This is a genomic window from Oceanicoccus sp. KOV_DT_Chl (assembly GCF_900120175.1).
Lineage (GTDB): Bacteria > Pseudomonadota > Gammaproteobacteria > Pseudomonadales > Dasaniaceae > Oceanicoccus.
In genome coordinates this window covers 212,990-228,168 of the sequence record NZ_FQLF01000001.1, presented here as the reverse complement: position 1 = coordinate 228,168, position 15,179 = coordinate 212,990, and the positions used below count along the sequence as shown (strand labels likewise).

Sequence of the window (15,179 nt, the reverse complement as noted above, 5' to 3'; positions counted from 1 at the left end):
GCAAAAACCGTTAATCGCGACAGTTACATTAAAAGCCTCTAACTTTATTCATTCCCTGGACACTTGCCATTAGGTACCACAAAAAGTACGCGCCACTTCCTGCTCAGGGCGTGGCGGCAAGGCATATATTTGATCATCGATAGAATAGTCAAATGGGTGTGCCAAGCGATCAACTAGCCGGTGAAATGGTACCAAATCACCACTATTAGCCGCTTGAATGACTTCTTCAATTAAATGATTTCGGGGAATATAAACCGGATTCACTGTTCGCATTTGCTGCTGAATTGCAATTAGCCCTACACCGGATTGCTGTTGTAAATAGTACTGCCACTCTTGCAACCACGCTTGTAATTCCGCGGGTAAAGAAAATAAATTCGCAACTGAATCAGGTGCTGGTCCACTCTTATCGAGATAATCTGCCAGCCCGGCAAACATTAATGTGAAGTCCATTTTATGTGCTTGCATCAATGCCAATAACTCCGATACCAACTCATTGCCTTTTTCGCTCACCACTGGCAAACCAATTTTCTGGCACATCATACACTCATAATACTGCTGATAAATGTCAGCAAAAGCATCCAGTTCAGCGCGCACCAATGCGACGGCGGTTTCTTCATCGCTATGAATTAGTGGCAATAATGATTGTGCTAACCAGGATAGATTCCAATGCGCAATTGCGGGCTGATTACCGTAGGCATAGCGGCCGTTGTGATCAATCGAGCTATACACGCGACCAGCATGGTATTCATCCATAAAGGCACATGGGCCATAGTCGACGGTTTCACCACCGACCAACATATTATCGGTATTCATGACGCCGTGAATAAAACCTAGAGATTGCCAACGCGCAATAAGCTCGGCTTGTGCCTGAATTACTGCAGACAGCAATGCCAGGTAAGGATTTTCTGCACTTAGTACGTCAGGGTAATGCCTGGCAATCACATGATCCGCCAACCGCGTTACAGAATCCCAATCCTCCCGGGCAGCAAAAAACTGAAAGGTACCAATACGAATATGACTGCGTGCCACTCGCGTCAATATAGCACCGGGTAAGCCCTGCTCTCGAATGACTGTATCGCCGCTACTCACCGCCGCCAAACTGCGCGTAGTCGGCACACCTAAAGCGTACATCGCTTCGCTCACAATATATTCACGCAACACTGGACCTAAAGGCGAGCGACCATCACCACCGCGGGAGTAAGGTGTTGGCCCGGAACCCTTTAATTGCACATCGTAACGCAAGCCATTAGCACCAATAACCTCGCCCAATAAAATCGCCCTGCCATCACCCAGCTGAGGATTCCATTGACCGAACTGATGAGCGGCATAGACGGTCGCTATGGGTTCAGATCCCTCTGCTATACGATTTCCGGCCAGCACCTCAATGCCTGCCGGAGTATTTAGCTGGGCGGGATCAATCGATAAAAAATTCGCCAAGGCATCATTAATGCGAATTAAATCGGGCTGGCTAACAGCTGTCGGAAGTTGTCGGCTAAATAGCGTATCAGCTACCTGAATATAACTATTATCGAATGAAATATTAATGGTGAGATCCATAAGCGTGGATGATTCTACAAACTAAACAATAGCACCACTGTAACACTTGACCGCGGCAGTAACACTAGCAACTCAGCGAAAAATCAATGAATTATTGGAAACTTTTTGTATCTTTCACTTATCACCATGATAAGTAACATGACGCAACGCGACCCTGGGTAATACCCTTAACCCAATGCCATAAAATCTTTCAGGCTAAGCGTAAAACAAAAATAATGTCGCAAAAAAAAACCGCTACTATCAAAGCGCGGTTTTTTAATCACTAATTCTGCTTTAGAAACTCACTTTTAATCCGATCATCGCAGTACGTGGCTTGTTCGCACGAGCACCGGAAGGACTTCGTGAAATGATTTCCTGCTCATCCATTAGGTTATCGACTTTTAAATACACCTGCGCCTGCTCATTCAGTTGGTAATGGGTAGCGAAATCAAGCACCCATAAACTGTCCGTCATTAACAAACTATCATCAGCCTGATTATCGCAGGCATCAGCGGTACAAGCTTCATCTGTAAAGCGGGCACTTATAAACGCATCCCATTTTACCCCTACAACGCCCGCACCCAGGTACAATTGATTTTCAGGAATATAAGCCAACTGACCACCACTTTTTCCACTAGCACCATCGGCGTCTTTGGTGATTTCAGTATCGGTATAGGTATACGTAGCTTTCAATGGCCAAGTTAAATTAGCACTACTCAGCGTATAACCTAGCACCGCTTCTATCCCTTGAACTTCAGCTTCACCTAATTGTAAGCTGCCTGTGTCAGCGCCATTATCACAAGGCCGCTGAGCCGAGCAGTTCTGTACCGAGTTACTATAATCGTTGTAGAATGCGATCAATTCAGCATTAACGTTTTGCTGAGCAAAACGAAAACCCGCCTCATAGTTGATACTTTCCTCTGGATCAGGGTCTTCACTGTCGGAAAAGCCAGCAAGTGCGATACCTTTATAGACACCGCCTAACAATTGCCAACTATCGTTTAACTGATAAGTAACCCCAACCCCTGGTAGCCATTCGCTGCCTTTATCACTGCGCTTGCTTTTACTGCCGTCAGATTGGATATCCGCGCGATCCTTTTCCCACTCTTCAAAACGCACCGCCAATGTCAGCTGTAAATTTTCAGAAATTGCGATTTGGTCGACAGCCCACAAGGCAATCGCATCCGACTCCTCAAAACGGTTATTACTACCCGTTAGTGATGCCACAGGTGTTTCACTTTCGAAAACCAGGCTGCCATTGATTTGCTGCCAGGTTTCAGTAGGCTGCACCCGGTCCATCTCTTCCTGATGAAACCGACTACCGATATTTAAATCATGCTGCCAACCCATCGCTGTAAAATCGACATCGAGATCCAGCTGTACACCCTGCGAAATGTAATCACGGTTATTGTGCTTAATGTTAACTTCACTATCGATGTCGCCATGCAAGATTCCAATAGCATTCATATTATTCGCATTGGCATCAGCAATAATATCACTCTGCCCCTGGCCGTTGATTTTATCGATTTTAAACCAGTCCCGATGGAACTTGTTATAGTAAACCATACCGTGTAAATCGATATTTTCATTGACCGCCAAAAAGTAATTTGCCACGGCAGATACATGCCGGTTTTGCATTTTATCTTCTTCTGTCAGTCCGTACCGGCGATTAGGATCAGCTGAAAAATCAACATCACTCAAACCTAAATAACTCATGTTTGATTCTTCGGTCGCATAACTCAGCTTCAAATCCAAACGCTGATGCCTTGCTGAACTCTCATCATTTTGAATACGGAACTTCGCCATATAATCTTCTTTATTAATACTGGCATCGATATTACTGCGATCAATATTTTTAAAACCTTCACCGCGTTGCTGATGCGTTTCAAGTAACCAGCCAAATGCCTCCTCAGCACCACTACCGACATTAGCAAAGATACGACTCTCCCCATCTTCACCCACCTCGGTAACAACAGTTCCACCCAGTTCTGAAGGAATAGCAGTAGTAATCATATTGATTGCACCACCGACAGTTGCAGGGCCGTAGCGCAAGGTATTAGTGCCCTTTAGTATTTCAACGCCCTCCATGCGGCCAGCAGTAGGAAAATAATACGCTTCCGGATTAGCGTAGGGGTTAGGTGCAACCAGTACGCCATCTTCCATAACAGTCACTTTGCCGCTACGATCGGTGCCTGATCCTCTGATACCAATATTAGGACGCAGGCCATACCCCTCCTCTTCACGAACATAAACACCGGGGCCTGTGCCAAAATACGATTGATATCGCTGTAAGCAAATATCTCGAGATCAGATTGATCAATCACGTACGCAGAACCAGCCACTTTTTTCGCATCTGATTTAGTACCAATAATCGTTGTTTCTTCCAAACGCTCGGAATAGTCGCCCTCACCAGCAACCGCTACTTCGGCACCAGCTACAACCAGTGCTAGCAAATTTACTGCAAACTTATTGCTCATTTTGAAACCCTTGGTGATTAAATTTTATCCAAGGCGCAGTAAACGTATAGCGCCTGGTTGATCTTGGGCCGGACTATACGCAAATAATAAGCTGAATACAAACCATTATCATTTAGAATAACAAAAATATACATAAACATACCGCTCTTCGTAGACCGGAACTATCACCTCGAACATTCAGGTTCGCCGCCATATCACACACTGGAAAAGGTCAAAAATAGTCATCGCCTGCCCTCTATAACTCCTGATTCATTGCCCTTGAAACATTTTTTTAATTTCACAAATTCTGTACTCACAGTTTGTTAACATGCCCCGTCTTTAGCTGGTCGTGGCGTAATAGCGGTTATTTACCTAGATCCAAATACTAACCGCCGCACCTCTTCTCACTTTTTTAAAAAGGTAAACACATGCAATTACCCGTCACACGCACGCCAGTGCAGGCACGCTACTCCGATACGGATGCAATGGGTCATATGTCTTCTGGTTCCTATGTAACTTTTATGGAAGTAGGCCGATTGGACTTCTTTCAGCAAATCCATGCGCAAACTGGCCATAGCCAAGCGTCCGTAGTGGCTAATATCAATGTCGATATCATTAGTGAATGTCGCTATGGTGAAAACATCGAAGTACTGAGTTGGTGTTCCCGCGTTGGTAATAAAAGCCTAACCGTTTGCAATGAAATTTTTGCCAATGGCAGATTAGTAGCAAAAGGCTCAGTAGTTAATGTAGGTTTTGATACCGAGACCAGACAATCAACAGCGATTCCACAAAATTGGAAAGCGTCAAACTATAGTGATAGCAGCGGAAATTAAACACTGTTGGTAACGTGGAATAAAGACCGGAAGCAGTCGCGAAGTAGTACTGTAAAAATTACCCGTTAAATACAACACAAGCTGCAAACAATGCTATTTTCCTCTGGCAGCACAGCTCATTCTGTTGCAGAATTGTCCGCCCACTAACTAGCAACAGTGAGTGGCAGCAGCAGATCCTTTAACTGACAAATTTGTGGAGATAAACTCATCTTGGAATCACCAACCTGGACTATTGAAGACAGCGCCGATTTATACGGCATCGACCGCTGGGGTAACGATTATTTTAGCCTCAACCAACAGGGACAGGTGGTTGCTAAGACCCTTAATACCGAAGTACCGCTACAAGACATCATCAACGGTATGGCGGAGCGGGATTTACAGATGCCAGTGCTGGTGCGGATTGAGAATATTCTGGATGCCCAGCTATTCCGTTTAAATAACGCTTTTCGCGAGGCAGTTAAACAGCACGACTATCAAAACATTTATCGCGGCGTTTATCCTATTAAGGTTAATCAACAAGCACAGGTAGTGGAAGAAATAGCCGACTTTGGCTCGCGCTATGGTCACGGCTTTGAAGTAGGCAGTAAGCCGGAAATGATTGCCGCGCTGGCAACCTTAAAAGAACCCAACAGTTTGATTATTTGTAACGGTTACAAAGATGCCGAATTTATCGAACTAGGGCTACACGCCATCAAACTAGGTTTCTTGTGTATTTTCGTTATTGAAACCCCCACTGAATTACCCATTATTATTGAACGCAGCCAAGCCATGGGGATAAAACCCATGATAGGCGTACGCGTAAAAATGACCACTCAAGTTTCTGGTCATTGGAACACCACCAGTGGTGATCGCAGCGTTTTTGGGCTTACCACAACACAGTTAATTAATGTGGTAGACAGCTTAAAAGCAAACCAGATGTTGGACTGTTTACAATTACTGCACTGTCATCTGGGTTCACAAATCCCCAATATCCGTGATATTCGTCGCGGCATTGTCGAAGCCTGTCGCTACTATGTCGATCTCAACAATGAGGGCGCAGCGTTATCGTATATTGATTTGGGGGGCGGCCTGGCTGTGGACTACACCGGCGCGCGCAGTCTTGATGAACAAAGCCGCAACTACTCATTAGAAGAATATTGCAGCGATGTGGTCGATACCATCAAGAATACTCTGGACGAGTATCAGGTGCCTCATCCCACTATCGTCACAGAATCAGGTCGCGCTACTGTCGCTTACTCTTCAGTATTATTATTCAACGTACTCGACGTCAATAATTTTGAGCCTTCGCATATCGCTATCACCGAGGAAGAAGATCATCCGCATTTGATTTATATGCGCAACCTGCTCAAGGAATTAACCGAAGCCTCTGTTCAGGAATGTTTTAACGATGCACATTTTTATCGGCAGGAAGTTCGCGAATTATTTCGTCGTGGACAAATTACTTTGCGCACCCGCTCAGTTGCTGAAAACTTATTCCTGGAGATTCTTCAAGCAGTGGCCGCAATGACCGAGACCATGGAACACGTACCCACTGAATTGCAGAATTTAAAAACGTCACTGGCCGATATTTACTACGGCAACTTCAGCCTGTTTCAATCGTTACCGGATATTTGGGCAATAGATCAATTATTTCCGATTATGCCGGTGCACCGACTGGATGAGAAACCCACCCGCGAAGCCATCCTGGCCGATATCACTTGTGACTGTGACGGCAAAATAGACCGCTTTATCGATATGGATAAACCCTTTCGCGAGACACTACCACTACATCGCTTGAACGATAATGAAGAATATTATCTGGGTGTATTCTTAGTGGGCGCCTATCAGGAAACGCTAGGCGATCTACACAATTTATTTGGCGATACCAATGTGGTCAGTGTCCGGCTTAATAACAATGGTGGTTTTGATTTTATTAAAGAAATTCACGGCGACACTATTGCCGATGTACTGAGCTATGTGGAATACGATACCAAAAACGTGCAGCTGAATTACCGTAACACCGCCGAACGCGCCGTACAGGAAGGACGGATCAACGCGCGTGAGCGCCAGCAAATTATTAAAGCGTTTACTGCCAGTCTACAAGGCTACACTTATTACGAAAAAGACGAAATATAAGGAACACACTATGTCTACTATTTTAATCATTGGTGCAGGTGGTGTCGGCCAGGTTGTTACCCATAAATGCGCGCAGCTACCGGAAGTATTTACCCGCATCGTGTTAGCCAGCCGCACCGAAGAAAAATGCAAAAATATCGCTGCGCAACTGCAACGCCCATTGAAACCGCGCAAGTAGACGCCGATAACGTACCAGAACTGGTGGCATTAATTAATCAGATAAAACCGTTTATGGTTATCAATGTCGCCCTACCCTATCAGGACTTAACCATTATGGATGCCTGTCTGGAAACTGGCGTACATTATTTGGATACAGCCAATTACGAGCCATTGGACACGGCTAAATTTGAATACAGCTGGCAGTGGGCGTATCAGGAAAAATTCAAGCAAGCCGGTTTAATGGCCTTGCTTGGTTCAGGTTTTGATCCCGGTGCCACCAATATGTTTACGGCCTATATCGCTAAACATTATTTTGATGAAATACATACACTGGATATTATTGATGTCAACGGTGGCGACCACGGCTATCCCTTTGCGACCAACTTCAACCCGGAAATTAATATTCGCGAAGTCACTGCCGAATGTCGTCACTGGCAGGATGGCAACTTTGTCACTACGCCGGCCATGTCATTAAAGCAATCTTTTACTTGCCCCGATGGCGTTGGCACCTACAACATTTACCGCATGTACCATGAAGAATTGGAGTCCTTAACCAAACATTATCCCAGCCTGAAAAAAGCGCAGTTCTGGATGAGCTTCGGCGAAAGTTATCTAAAACATTTAGAAGTACTGGGTAACGTCGGCATGACCGGTATTGAACCGGTGGAATTTAACGGTGTTGAAATTGTGCCCATCCAATTCCTCAAGCAATTGCTGCCTGACCCCTCCACTTTAGGTCCGCGCACCAAAGGTAAAACCTGTATTGGCTGTGTGGTCACCGGCATTAAAGATGGGAAACAGCGCACCGTTTATGTATACAACATCAAAGACCACCAGGATTGCTACGGCGAAGTCAAATCGCAAGCCATCTCCTATACCACCGGCGTACCTGCCATGATTGGCGCCAAAATGATGGTGGAAGGCACCTGGATGCAAGCGGGCGTGTGGAATATGGAGCAGCTGGACCCGGACCCATTTATGGAAGACATGAATCGCTACGGCCTCCCTTGGCAGGTGATTGAAGAACCCGGCTTTGACCTAATCTAAGCAAACCATCTAACGACTCAATAAAGCGGTAATAACTTTCTGTGAATAGCGATACGTTTTCCAAGTTTGACCCTAGCCGGGTGCCTTCACCCTGCTTTGTCGTGGATGAAGTCGCCGTTGAACGCAATCTTAAAATTTTAGATCGCGTGCAACAGCAATCCGGCGCCACTATTTTAATTGCCCTGAAAGCGTTTTCCATGTTCAGCTTGGCGCCATTAATTTCGCGCTATTTAGGCGGCGCCTGTGCCAGTGGTTTACATGAAGCTCAATTGGGGCGTGAGGAGTACGGTGGAGAAATACACACGTTTAGCGCCGCGTTTACGCCACAGGATATGCCTGAAATTCTGCAATTATCTGATCATGTGGTGTTTAACAGTTTTAATCAGTGGCAGCAATTTCGTCCTCAGGTTGAAGCCGAGCAACACATTCGCCCCAGCTGAAAGTGGGCTTAAGAATTAATCCTCAACACTCCGAAGGCACGACTGCGATCTATGACCCTTGCGCACCGGGCTCGCGCCTAGGCATCATTCGTGAAGCCTTTGACGGACAGGCTCTAACGGGTATTTCCGGCCTGCATTTTCATACTCTCTGTGAGCAAGGTGCTGACGCGCTACAACGAACACTGGCAGCAGTAGAGCAACAGTTTGTCGAATTTTTTCCGCAACTGTCCTGGGTCAACTTTGGTGGCGGTCACCACATCACCAAACCCGACTACGATGTCGATGGACTGATTTCGTTGATCAAAGACTTCCGTCAGCGCTACCCACACCTTAAGGTATATCTGGAACCCGGTGAAGCCACAGCACTCCATAGCGGCGTGCTAGTCAGTGAAGTGCTGGACATTACCCATAACGGTATCGACATCGCCATCCTCGACACCTCAGCTACTTGTCATATGCCCGATACATTAGAAATGCCCTACCGGGCCGAGATTTTTGGCAGCGGCGCACCGCAAGAAAAAAACCACACTTACCGACTAGGCGGCCAAACCTGTTTATCTGGCGATGTCATGGGTGACTACAGTTTCGATCAACCACTGAGTATCGGCCAACGGTTGATGTTTGATGACATGACTCATTACACCATGGTAAAAACCTCAACTTTTAATGGCATTAAATTACCTAGCATTGCCTGTTGGAATTCCACTACCAATAGTTTAAAAATGGTGAAAGAATTCGGCTACGAAGCTTTTAAGAGTCGCCTGTCGTAATTAAGGTGACACTACTGAAATAGAGAAATAAAGAGAGACAATCGTGGAAGATTTTACTCAACTCGCCGCACCGGGCTACCCTGTTTTTCTTGGCTCAGAATTTGAGCATCCAGCCGCCAATGCAGCTAAATTTCATGTGTTACCGGTACCTTATGAAGAATCAGTCTCTTATGGTGGCGGTACTGCTGAGGGGCCGGCAGCAATTCTTGGTGCTTCCTGGCAATTAGAAACCTGGGACGGCAAGAGCAACCCCAGCCAAATGGGCATTCACACACTACCGCCTATAGATACGCAAGGTGATGCAGAAACTGTTATTCAACGCATTTCTGATGCAACTGAAAACATTGTTCGATCCGGCTCCTACCCGGTTGTACTCGGCGGTGAACACACCGTGACCTACGGGGTGATAAAAGGATTGATCGCAGCCGGCGAAACGGATTTTGGCGTAATCCAAATTGACGCCCACGCTGATTTACGCGAAGCCTACGAAGGCAACCCCTATAGCCACGCCTCGGTAATGAAGCGCATCGTCGATGAAGACATACCCCTTTTCCAATTGGGTATTCGCGCCTATTGCGAAGAAGAAATGAAAACGCGCAAGCTGCACGGCGTAAAACATATTGATGCCGATATTTTAGTCCCGCGCAATATACAAACGCTGGATTTACCGGACGACTTTCCAGACAAGGTCTTTTTCACGCTCGATATTGATGGCATGGACCCTTCCGTCTTCCCCGCTACTGGCACTCCCGTCCCAGGCGGTTTGGGCTGGTACCAAACACTTGCACTATTTGAATCCGCAGCAAAGCAATGCACTATTATTGGCTTTGATGTCATGGAGTTTGCGCCCATAAGAGGCTTTCATGCTTATGAATTTTCAGCGGCGCTGCTGACTTATAAGATGATGGGTATTGTGCAGAGAAATTCCTGAGCTTAATTTATTTAATAGGGGTTGCCGGAATAGTTTAAAACCAAAGCAATGAATTAAATGCTTCTGGTAAAGATAATATGGCTAGCAAGAAACCCACCTCTCACCGACTTGACTTAAGGATAAGCTGCTGGGAGTTATACCAACAAGAGTACAGTCCCTTACATCTGCCTCTGTGATCAACCAACATTTCATCGCCCAACTAACACGCTATTTAAGCGTACAATAAAAACATTGTCACTCTGGATATTGTCAGTAAAATACATAGTGAAGGCACAATACCATAATTATAATGGGCGCCAATGACAATGTTCCGCCAACAGTACCTCTATATCTGGATTGTTATAGCGCTATGCAGCGCTCAGCCAGGCCTTAGTGAAACTGACACTGTGATCATTAGTGGCGGAGTGAATATTGAAAGCCCACCCTATCGCTGGTTCGATAGATGCACCGGTCAGCTAACAGGCTCCCTCCCCCATTTAATTGACCGAATATTTAAGAACTTATCTATCGACTATCAATACAGCCCACTATCAGCATACCGCCCTGAAGTCATAGTTAAATACAATTTAATGATGCTAAATGGAGAGTTGGACGCAAGATCAACCAACGACGTCAATAAGCTTGATGGCATCCTCTATAGTGAATCAGCCATTTCCAGCGTCATAATGTCAGCCTTTTATTTAAGTGATGCAGTATCTATTTCCAACCTTGAAGACCTAAGGCGACTTAAAGCTGGCGTTATCACCCCTAGTATGAAAGTAACAAAATTCAGCATTGGGCAACGCTACCTTAAAGCTAATCAGATACCTTTCATACTCGTGCCATCCGAAGCAGCAGGGGTTGAGGCTTTGAAATTAGGTAAAATTGATTATTTGATGTCACGGAAATATAGCCCGCTATTGCTAATCAAAGGAAATTTCAAGAGTTTTGATATAGAAGAGCCGATAACCAGCTTTTATTTTTCTGTGAGCGAAAACTCTAGACTTGCTGAGCGAATGCCAGAAATTAATCGAGAAATCAAGAAAGCACACGAATCCGGTCTCATGGACTTTCTTGATAAAAATTATTTACTGTTATGGTTTGCAGAACGCGAAATGAAATGTCCCAAAAACCTTAAAAAAACAACACAAAAACTTAAACTTAGTGAGCCATAAATAATACAAACGCAGGATCAAACCCAAACCAATTTAGTGATTTGAAGTTTGATCCTAACGAAGTATTACAGACTATGGCTAACCTACAAACGCTTTACGTGGGCTCGATACACCCGCCGCTTCTTCACCCTTCAAATAAGCCATGACCGTATCGGCATCAGACACTTCGAAAGGATCAGTCGCGCAGTTGTCTTCAAAACCCTGCTCGACAAACATTTTTTCAATGTTGCCATCATCCACCACCATCGAATAACGCCATGAACGCATACCAAAACCGATATTGGATTTATCGACCAACATACCCATTTTACGAGTGAACTCACCATTGCCGTCAGGAAGCAGGAAGATATTCTTAACACCCTGCTCTTTACCCCATTTGAACATTACAAAAGCATCATTCACCGACACACATATAATCTGGTCAATGCCCTGCGCTTTAAACTCCTCAAATAACTCCTCATAGCGTGGCAAGTGGTTAGAGGAACAGGTCGGGGTAAAAGCGCCGGGTAGTGAAAACACAATCACCTTCTTACCCGCAAAAAGATCCTGCGCTGTTTTGTCTTCCCAGCGGTAAGGGTTTTCACCGGCTACCGATTCATCTCTCACCCGTGTTTTAAACACTACATTTGGTACTTTAGTAATTGTTGTCATTGCTAAAACTCCTGATTAATCAGCTTGAAGTCACATTGTAGGGAAACAGGATTAATAGATAAAATATTATATTACTATAGGAGCGATAGTATTTGGTTATGGCAAAAAGTGTGACATGGTCGTGCCGAGCCGCTATCAACCCGACACTACACAACCATACATTCAAGGCGGTATTCTATTACTGAATGGGAAACCCTTCTGGATCGAGAGGCGCATTCATCGAGTAATCTGGTTCCAGTTTCTCCTGAAAGCTTTCAACCTGATCTAAAACCGCATCCACTTTTTGGTGGTAATAGGCCAAATGAAATAGCGCATCACCTTCATAAACCAGTGGTAAGTTTGTGCGCCCAATAACGATACCGTCTTCCGGTGCTACCACTTGATACTCGTTCTCGCCCAACGGATCTGCAATCACGCCCAATATACTGCCTTTTTCTGCCTTACCACCGAGCGGCACCAGCGCTCGCAAAATACCACTATAAGGCGCGCGCACCCATGAGGTATTTGTCGAAACAATGGAAGGCTTGCTCACCTCTTTCTTTTTCAGGCTCGGCAACATACCGAGCTCGCGCATCACACCAATAATACCGCGCAAACCCGCCCTGATTGCCACCTCATTAAAACGTAGCGCTTCCCCCGCCTCGTACAAAATAATTGGTATACCCGCATCACCTGCTGCCTGCCGCAATGAACCATCACGAATTTTAGAATCAATAATAACCGGCAATTCAAATTTTAACGCCATGGCTTTCACTACTTCGCTGCTTAAATCGGCACGAATCTGCGGTAAGTTATCCCGATGTCTAGCGGCAGTATGCAAATCGATACCGTGGGTACATTTTTGAACAATTTCTTTGAGAAAAGTATTCGCCATACGACCTGCCAAGGAACCTTTACTGCTACCAGGAAAACTACGATTCAAATCACGACCATCAGGTAAATAACGCGAATGGGTAATAAACCCATGCACGTTAACCACTGGAATCGCAATAATGGTGCCCTTGATTCGCTTGAGCTGTTTTTGCTTAAGCATGCGTCGAATGATATCTACGCCGTTCAACTCGTCACCATGAATCGCTGCACTAATAAATAATCGAGGTCCTTCCTGCTTACCATGGATAACATGCACAGTCATGTCTATCGTATTATGTGTCGCCATCGCCGCCAGCGGAATATCAATGGTTTTTTGTTCCCCGGGCTGAATGACATGGCCACCTATTTCAAATGGTTTACTTCTCATAATATACGATGCTCTGGAGTTGCTGTGGTGATCTTTATATCCGCTTTAGGCGGGTCAATATTCTCAAGCTGTAGTCACAACCCATCTTGCTGATTTAATCGTCGCGATATACGGGCTTCGGGCTTTTTTGACTTTGCTTTCTTGCTAGCGGCATACCAGTACGCCATAAAATCTTCGGTAACTTTTTGCTCAATATTCACCACTTCTTCGGTTGGACAGAATATCGAAACCGTAAATACATTTTTACCCAGGATAGATGTGGATATCCGGACACTCGCCTTTGGCCCAGGGATGGCCACACCCATACGAGTTTCAATTCTGGAGTTGTAGCGCTCAGCCACATCGCTAAATGAACGGCAATAGTCTTCAGCTTTTGCCAGTATCATATCCTTTGCATCGAATAAATTGATCTCATCAGGGTCCCGAACTAACGCAAAAGAATGGGAGATATAGCGACGCATATAATTGAGGTTTAGCGTAGTCTTGGTAACAAACTGATTATTTGGCACCACCAGTGTGCGACCCGAATAAGCATAGGACTTATCTTCAACATCGATTTCCAGCATGGTTGTGGTCAACCAATCGCTGCGAACGACCTCACCGACGTGGTTATCGATACTAACCCAGTCACCAATGGAAAATGGGCGTGAACTGGCAATATACAATGCCCCCAAAAAGTTCTGAATAAATTCGCGAGTAGCGATAACAATGGCCACAATAAAAGCCGCTACCGACAACGCGGCATAGCGTAACTCTGTCACCCATACAATCATCAAACCTAAAACAATCAGTAACTGCGTCGTATTATTTAAGGTATTGGCCCAATGTTTGGCCAGTTCAGCATCATCGCCCGCTTTTTTCTCCAGTAAACGCCCTAATAACGTCCGCACGACTAACATCGCGACGATCAACGTCAGCGAGGCAATCAGTTTATTTTCATTTAAAAAGCCGCTCATAATTTCCATAATGTCGTTTTCTATACTCACTCTCTACTACTTTTCAATCAGCCTGACATTCAGGCAATGTCGGTTAACTCATCAATGATGCAAGCTTATTATCAGGCGAGCGCTTGGAAATAGGGATAATTTTCTGATCCCAATACGTTTAGATAACCTGGGGCCCCAGACCTCTCGGCGCCGCCAGCCGATAAACCACGGTGATTATAGCGACCACATCTTGCTTAACAAGCGGCATAGCAGCTAATCCCTGCTCTAAAACTCGCTATTGCAAGCGGGCGCTACACCCTCGCCCCCAATGACGGTGCTTTTTGAACTACTTGTCTAACACCGTCAACAAACTTTACCATCACTGCCCCCTTTATTTTCACGGTCTATTCTTAACAACAGACCCACAGCTCACTATTAGCTTGAACGGGCAATGTGGTAACGTATGCTTTAGCATCGACAACTAGCTGCAAGCGGCTTTATATCAGGGGAGCGCTATAAACGTGCCAAATAACCACATTATAAATAACCTCTTTAGCCTCACGACAATCCTTATCTCCACGTTACTCCTGTCTGGTTGTATGGCTACCAGGATTGAGAAAACCGGACTACTGATACCCCAGGCGGGCTATGTAGGTAACGAAGTGGGCGCAACAGTAAAGCAGGTCAGTTACGACAACGATAATCAGCTGACTGAAATTATTGTGCTCGTACCGCAAACAGAACAACAATTACATACCATTAAAATAAAAGACGCTAATGAGAAAACCATTAAACAAGCCAAACCTTACAGCGTACAAAAAAATATTGATGGGGAAGCTACCGGAGTGATTCTGTATATTAATAAACAACAAACGCTTCCTTTTAGACTGTATTTCAGCGAAGGCGAATAACCAATTTAGC

The 15,179-nt window shown here is 45.2% G+C and carries 11 protein-coding genes and 2 pseudogenes; 7 read left to right on the top strand and 6 right to left on the bottom strand.

Features of this window, described 5'->3' with window-relative positions; genetic code table 11:
* Nucleotides 1-69: 69 nt before the first annotated feature.
* The 3 genes from UNITIG_RS01050 to UNITIG_RS01040 form a co-directional block, all read right to left on the bottom strand.
* The gene (locus UNITIG_RS01050; RefSeq protein WP_101756706.1) at nt 70-1,557 is read right to left on the bottom strand and encodes a YdiU family protein; all 1,488 of its coding nucleotides are present in this window, start codon (nt 1,555-1,557) and stop codon (nt 70-72) included.
* A 273-nt stretch (nt 1,558-1,830) separates the two neighbouring features.
* Nucleotides 1,831-3,741, bottom strand: a complete 1,911-nt coding sequence (locus tag UNITIG_RS01045) for a TonB-dependent receptor domain-containing protein (protein ID WP_235015247.1) — start codon at nt 3,739-3,741, stop codon at nt 1,831-1,833.
* Nucleotides 3,705-4,013: a hypothetical protein gene (locus UNITIG_RS01040; protein WP_101756704.1), complete on the bottom strand. Its 309-nt coding sequence runs from the start codon at nt 4,011-4,013 to the stop codon at nt 3,705-3,707. Before UNITIG_RS01040 ends, UNITIG_RS01045 begins: the two co-directional genes overlap by 37 nt.
* Before the next feature lie 407 nt (nt 4,014-4,420).
* Here UNITIG_RS01040 and UNITIG_RS01035 point away from each other — a divergent pair, with 407 nt between their 5' ends.
* The 6 genes and pseudogenes from UNITIG_RS01035 (at nt 4,421) to UNITIG_RS01010 (ending at nt 11,441) form a co-directional block, all read left to right on the top strand.
* On the top strand, nt 4,421-4,825 hold the full coding sequence (locus tag UNITIG_RS01035) for a thioesterase family protein (protein ID WP_101756703.1): 405 nt from the start codon (nt 4,421-4,423) through the stop codon (nt 4,823-4,825).
* A gap of 210 nt (nt 4,826-5,035) precedes the next feature.
* Nucleotides 5,036-6,940 (top strand): biosynthetic arginine decarboxylase, encoded by a 1,905-nt coding sequence (gene speA / locus UNITIG_RS01030; protein WP_235015190.1) that lies wholly within the window; start codon nt 5,036-5,038, stop codon nt 6,938-6,940.
* Between the two features lie 10 nt (nt 6,941-6,950).
* A pseudogene (locus UNITIG_RS01025) lies at nt 6,951-8,146 on the top strand (saccharopine dehydrogenase family protein).
* A gap of 41 nt (nt 8,147-8,187) precedes the next feature.
* A pseudogene (gene nspC / locus UNITIG_RS01020) lies at nt 8,188-9,356 on the top strand (carboxynorspermidine decarboxylase).
* Between the two features lie 43 nt (nt 9,357-9,399).
* Nucleotides 9,400-10,287 carry an agmatinase gene (gene speB / locus UNITIG_RS01015; RefSeq protein WP_101756701.1) on the top strand — a complete coding sequence of 296 codons (888 nt, stop codon included), beginning with the start codon at nt 9,400-9,402 and terminating at the stop codon, nt 10,285-10,287.
* A 404-nt stretch (nt 10,288-10,691) separates the two neighbouring features.
* Nucleotides 10,692-11,441, top strand: coding sequence for a hypothetical protein (locus tag UNITIG_RS01010; RefSeq protein ID WP_145999044.1), 750 nt, complete (start codon nt 10,692-10,694; stop codon nt 11,439-11,441).
* A 78-nt stretch (nt 11,442-11,519) separates the two neighbouring features.
* Here the strand turns inward: UNITIG_RS01010 and UNITIG_RS01005 are convergent, their stop codons facing one another.
* From UNITIG_RS01005 to UNITIG_RS00995, 3 genes are all read right to left on the bottom strand, one after another.
* A complete protein-coding gene (locus UNITIG_RS01005) occupies nt 11,520-12,092 on the bottom strand; it encodes a peroxiredoxin (RefSeq protein ID WP_101756699.1) in 573 nt (190 codons plus the stop codon).
* 178 nt (nt 12,093-12,270) lie between these two features.
* Nucleotides 12,271-13,332, bottom strand: a complete 1,062-nt coding sequence (locus UNITIG_RS01000; RefSeq protein WP_101756698.1) for a succinylglutamate desuccinylase/aspartoacylase family protein — start codon at nt 13,330-13,332, stop codon at nt 12,271-12,273.
* Nucleotides 13,333-13,406: 74 nt separating this feature from the next.
* Nucleotides 13,407-14,318: a mechanosensitive ion channel domain-containing protein gene (locus UNITIG_RS00995; protein ID WP_101756697.1), complete on the bottom strand. Its 912-nt coding sequence runs from the start codon at nt 14,316-14,318 to the stop codon at nt 13,407-13,409.
* A gap of 539 nt (nt 14,319-14,857) precedes the next feature.
* Here UNITIG_RS00995 and UNITIG_RS00990 point away from each other — a divergent pair.
* Nucleotides 14,858-15,169, top strand: coding sequence for a hypothetical protein (locus UNITIG_RS00990; protein WP_101756696.1), 312 nt, complete (start codon nt 14,858-14,860; stop codon nt 15,167-15,169).
* Nucleotides 15,170-15,179: the final 10 nt, after the last annotated feature.

What these genes read in the sequence shown, in the direction of transcription:
- UNITIG_RS01000 (WP_101756698.1), bottom strand. Translation starts at nt 13,332, where the DNA reads ATGAGAAGTAAACCATTTGAAATAGGTGGCCATGTCATTCAGCCCGGG.
- UNITIG_RS01005 (WP_101756699.1), bottom strand. Translation starts at nt 12,092, where the DNA reads ATGACAACAATTACTAAAGTACCAAATGTAGTGTTTAAAACACGGGTG.
- UNITIG_RS01035 (WP_101756703.1), top strand. Translation starts at nt 4,421, where the DNA reads ATGCAATTACCCGTCACACGCACGCCAGTGCAGGCACGCTACTCCGAT.
- UNITIG_RS01050 (WP_101756706.1), bottom strand. Translation starts at nt 1,557, where the DNA reads ATGGATCTCACCATTAATATTTCATTCGATAATAGTTATATTCAGGTA.
- UNITIG_RS01040 (WP_101756704.1), bottom strand. Translation starts at nt 4,013, where the DNA reads ATGAGCAATAAGTTTGCAGTAAATTTGCTAGCACTGGTTGTAGCTGGT.
- UNITIG_RS00990 (WP_101756696.1), top strand. Translation starts at nt 14,858, where the DNA reads ATGGCTACCAGGATTGAGAAAACCGGACTACTGATACCCCAGGCGGGC.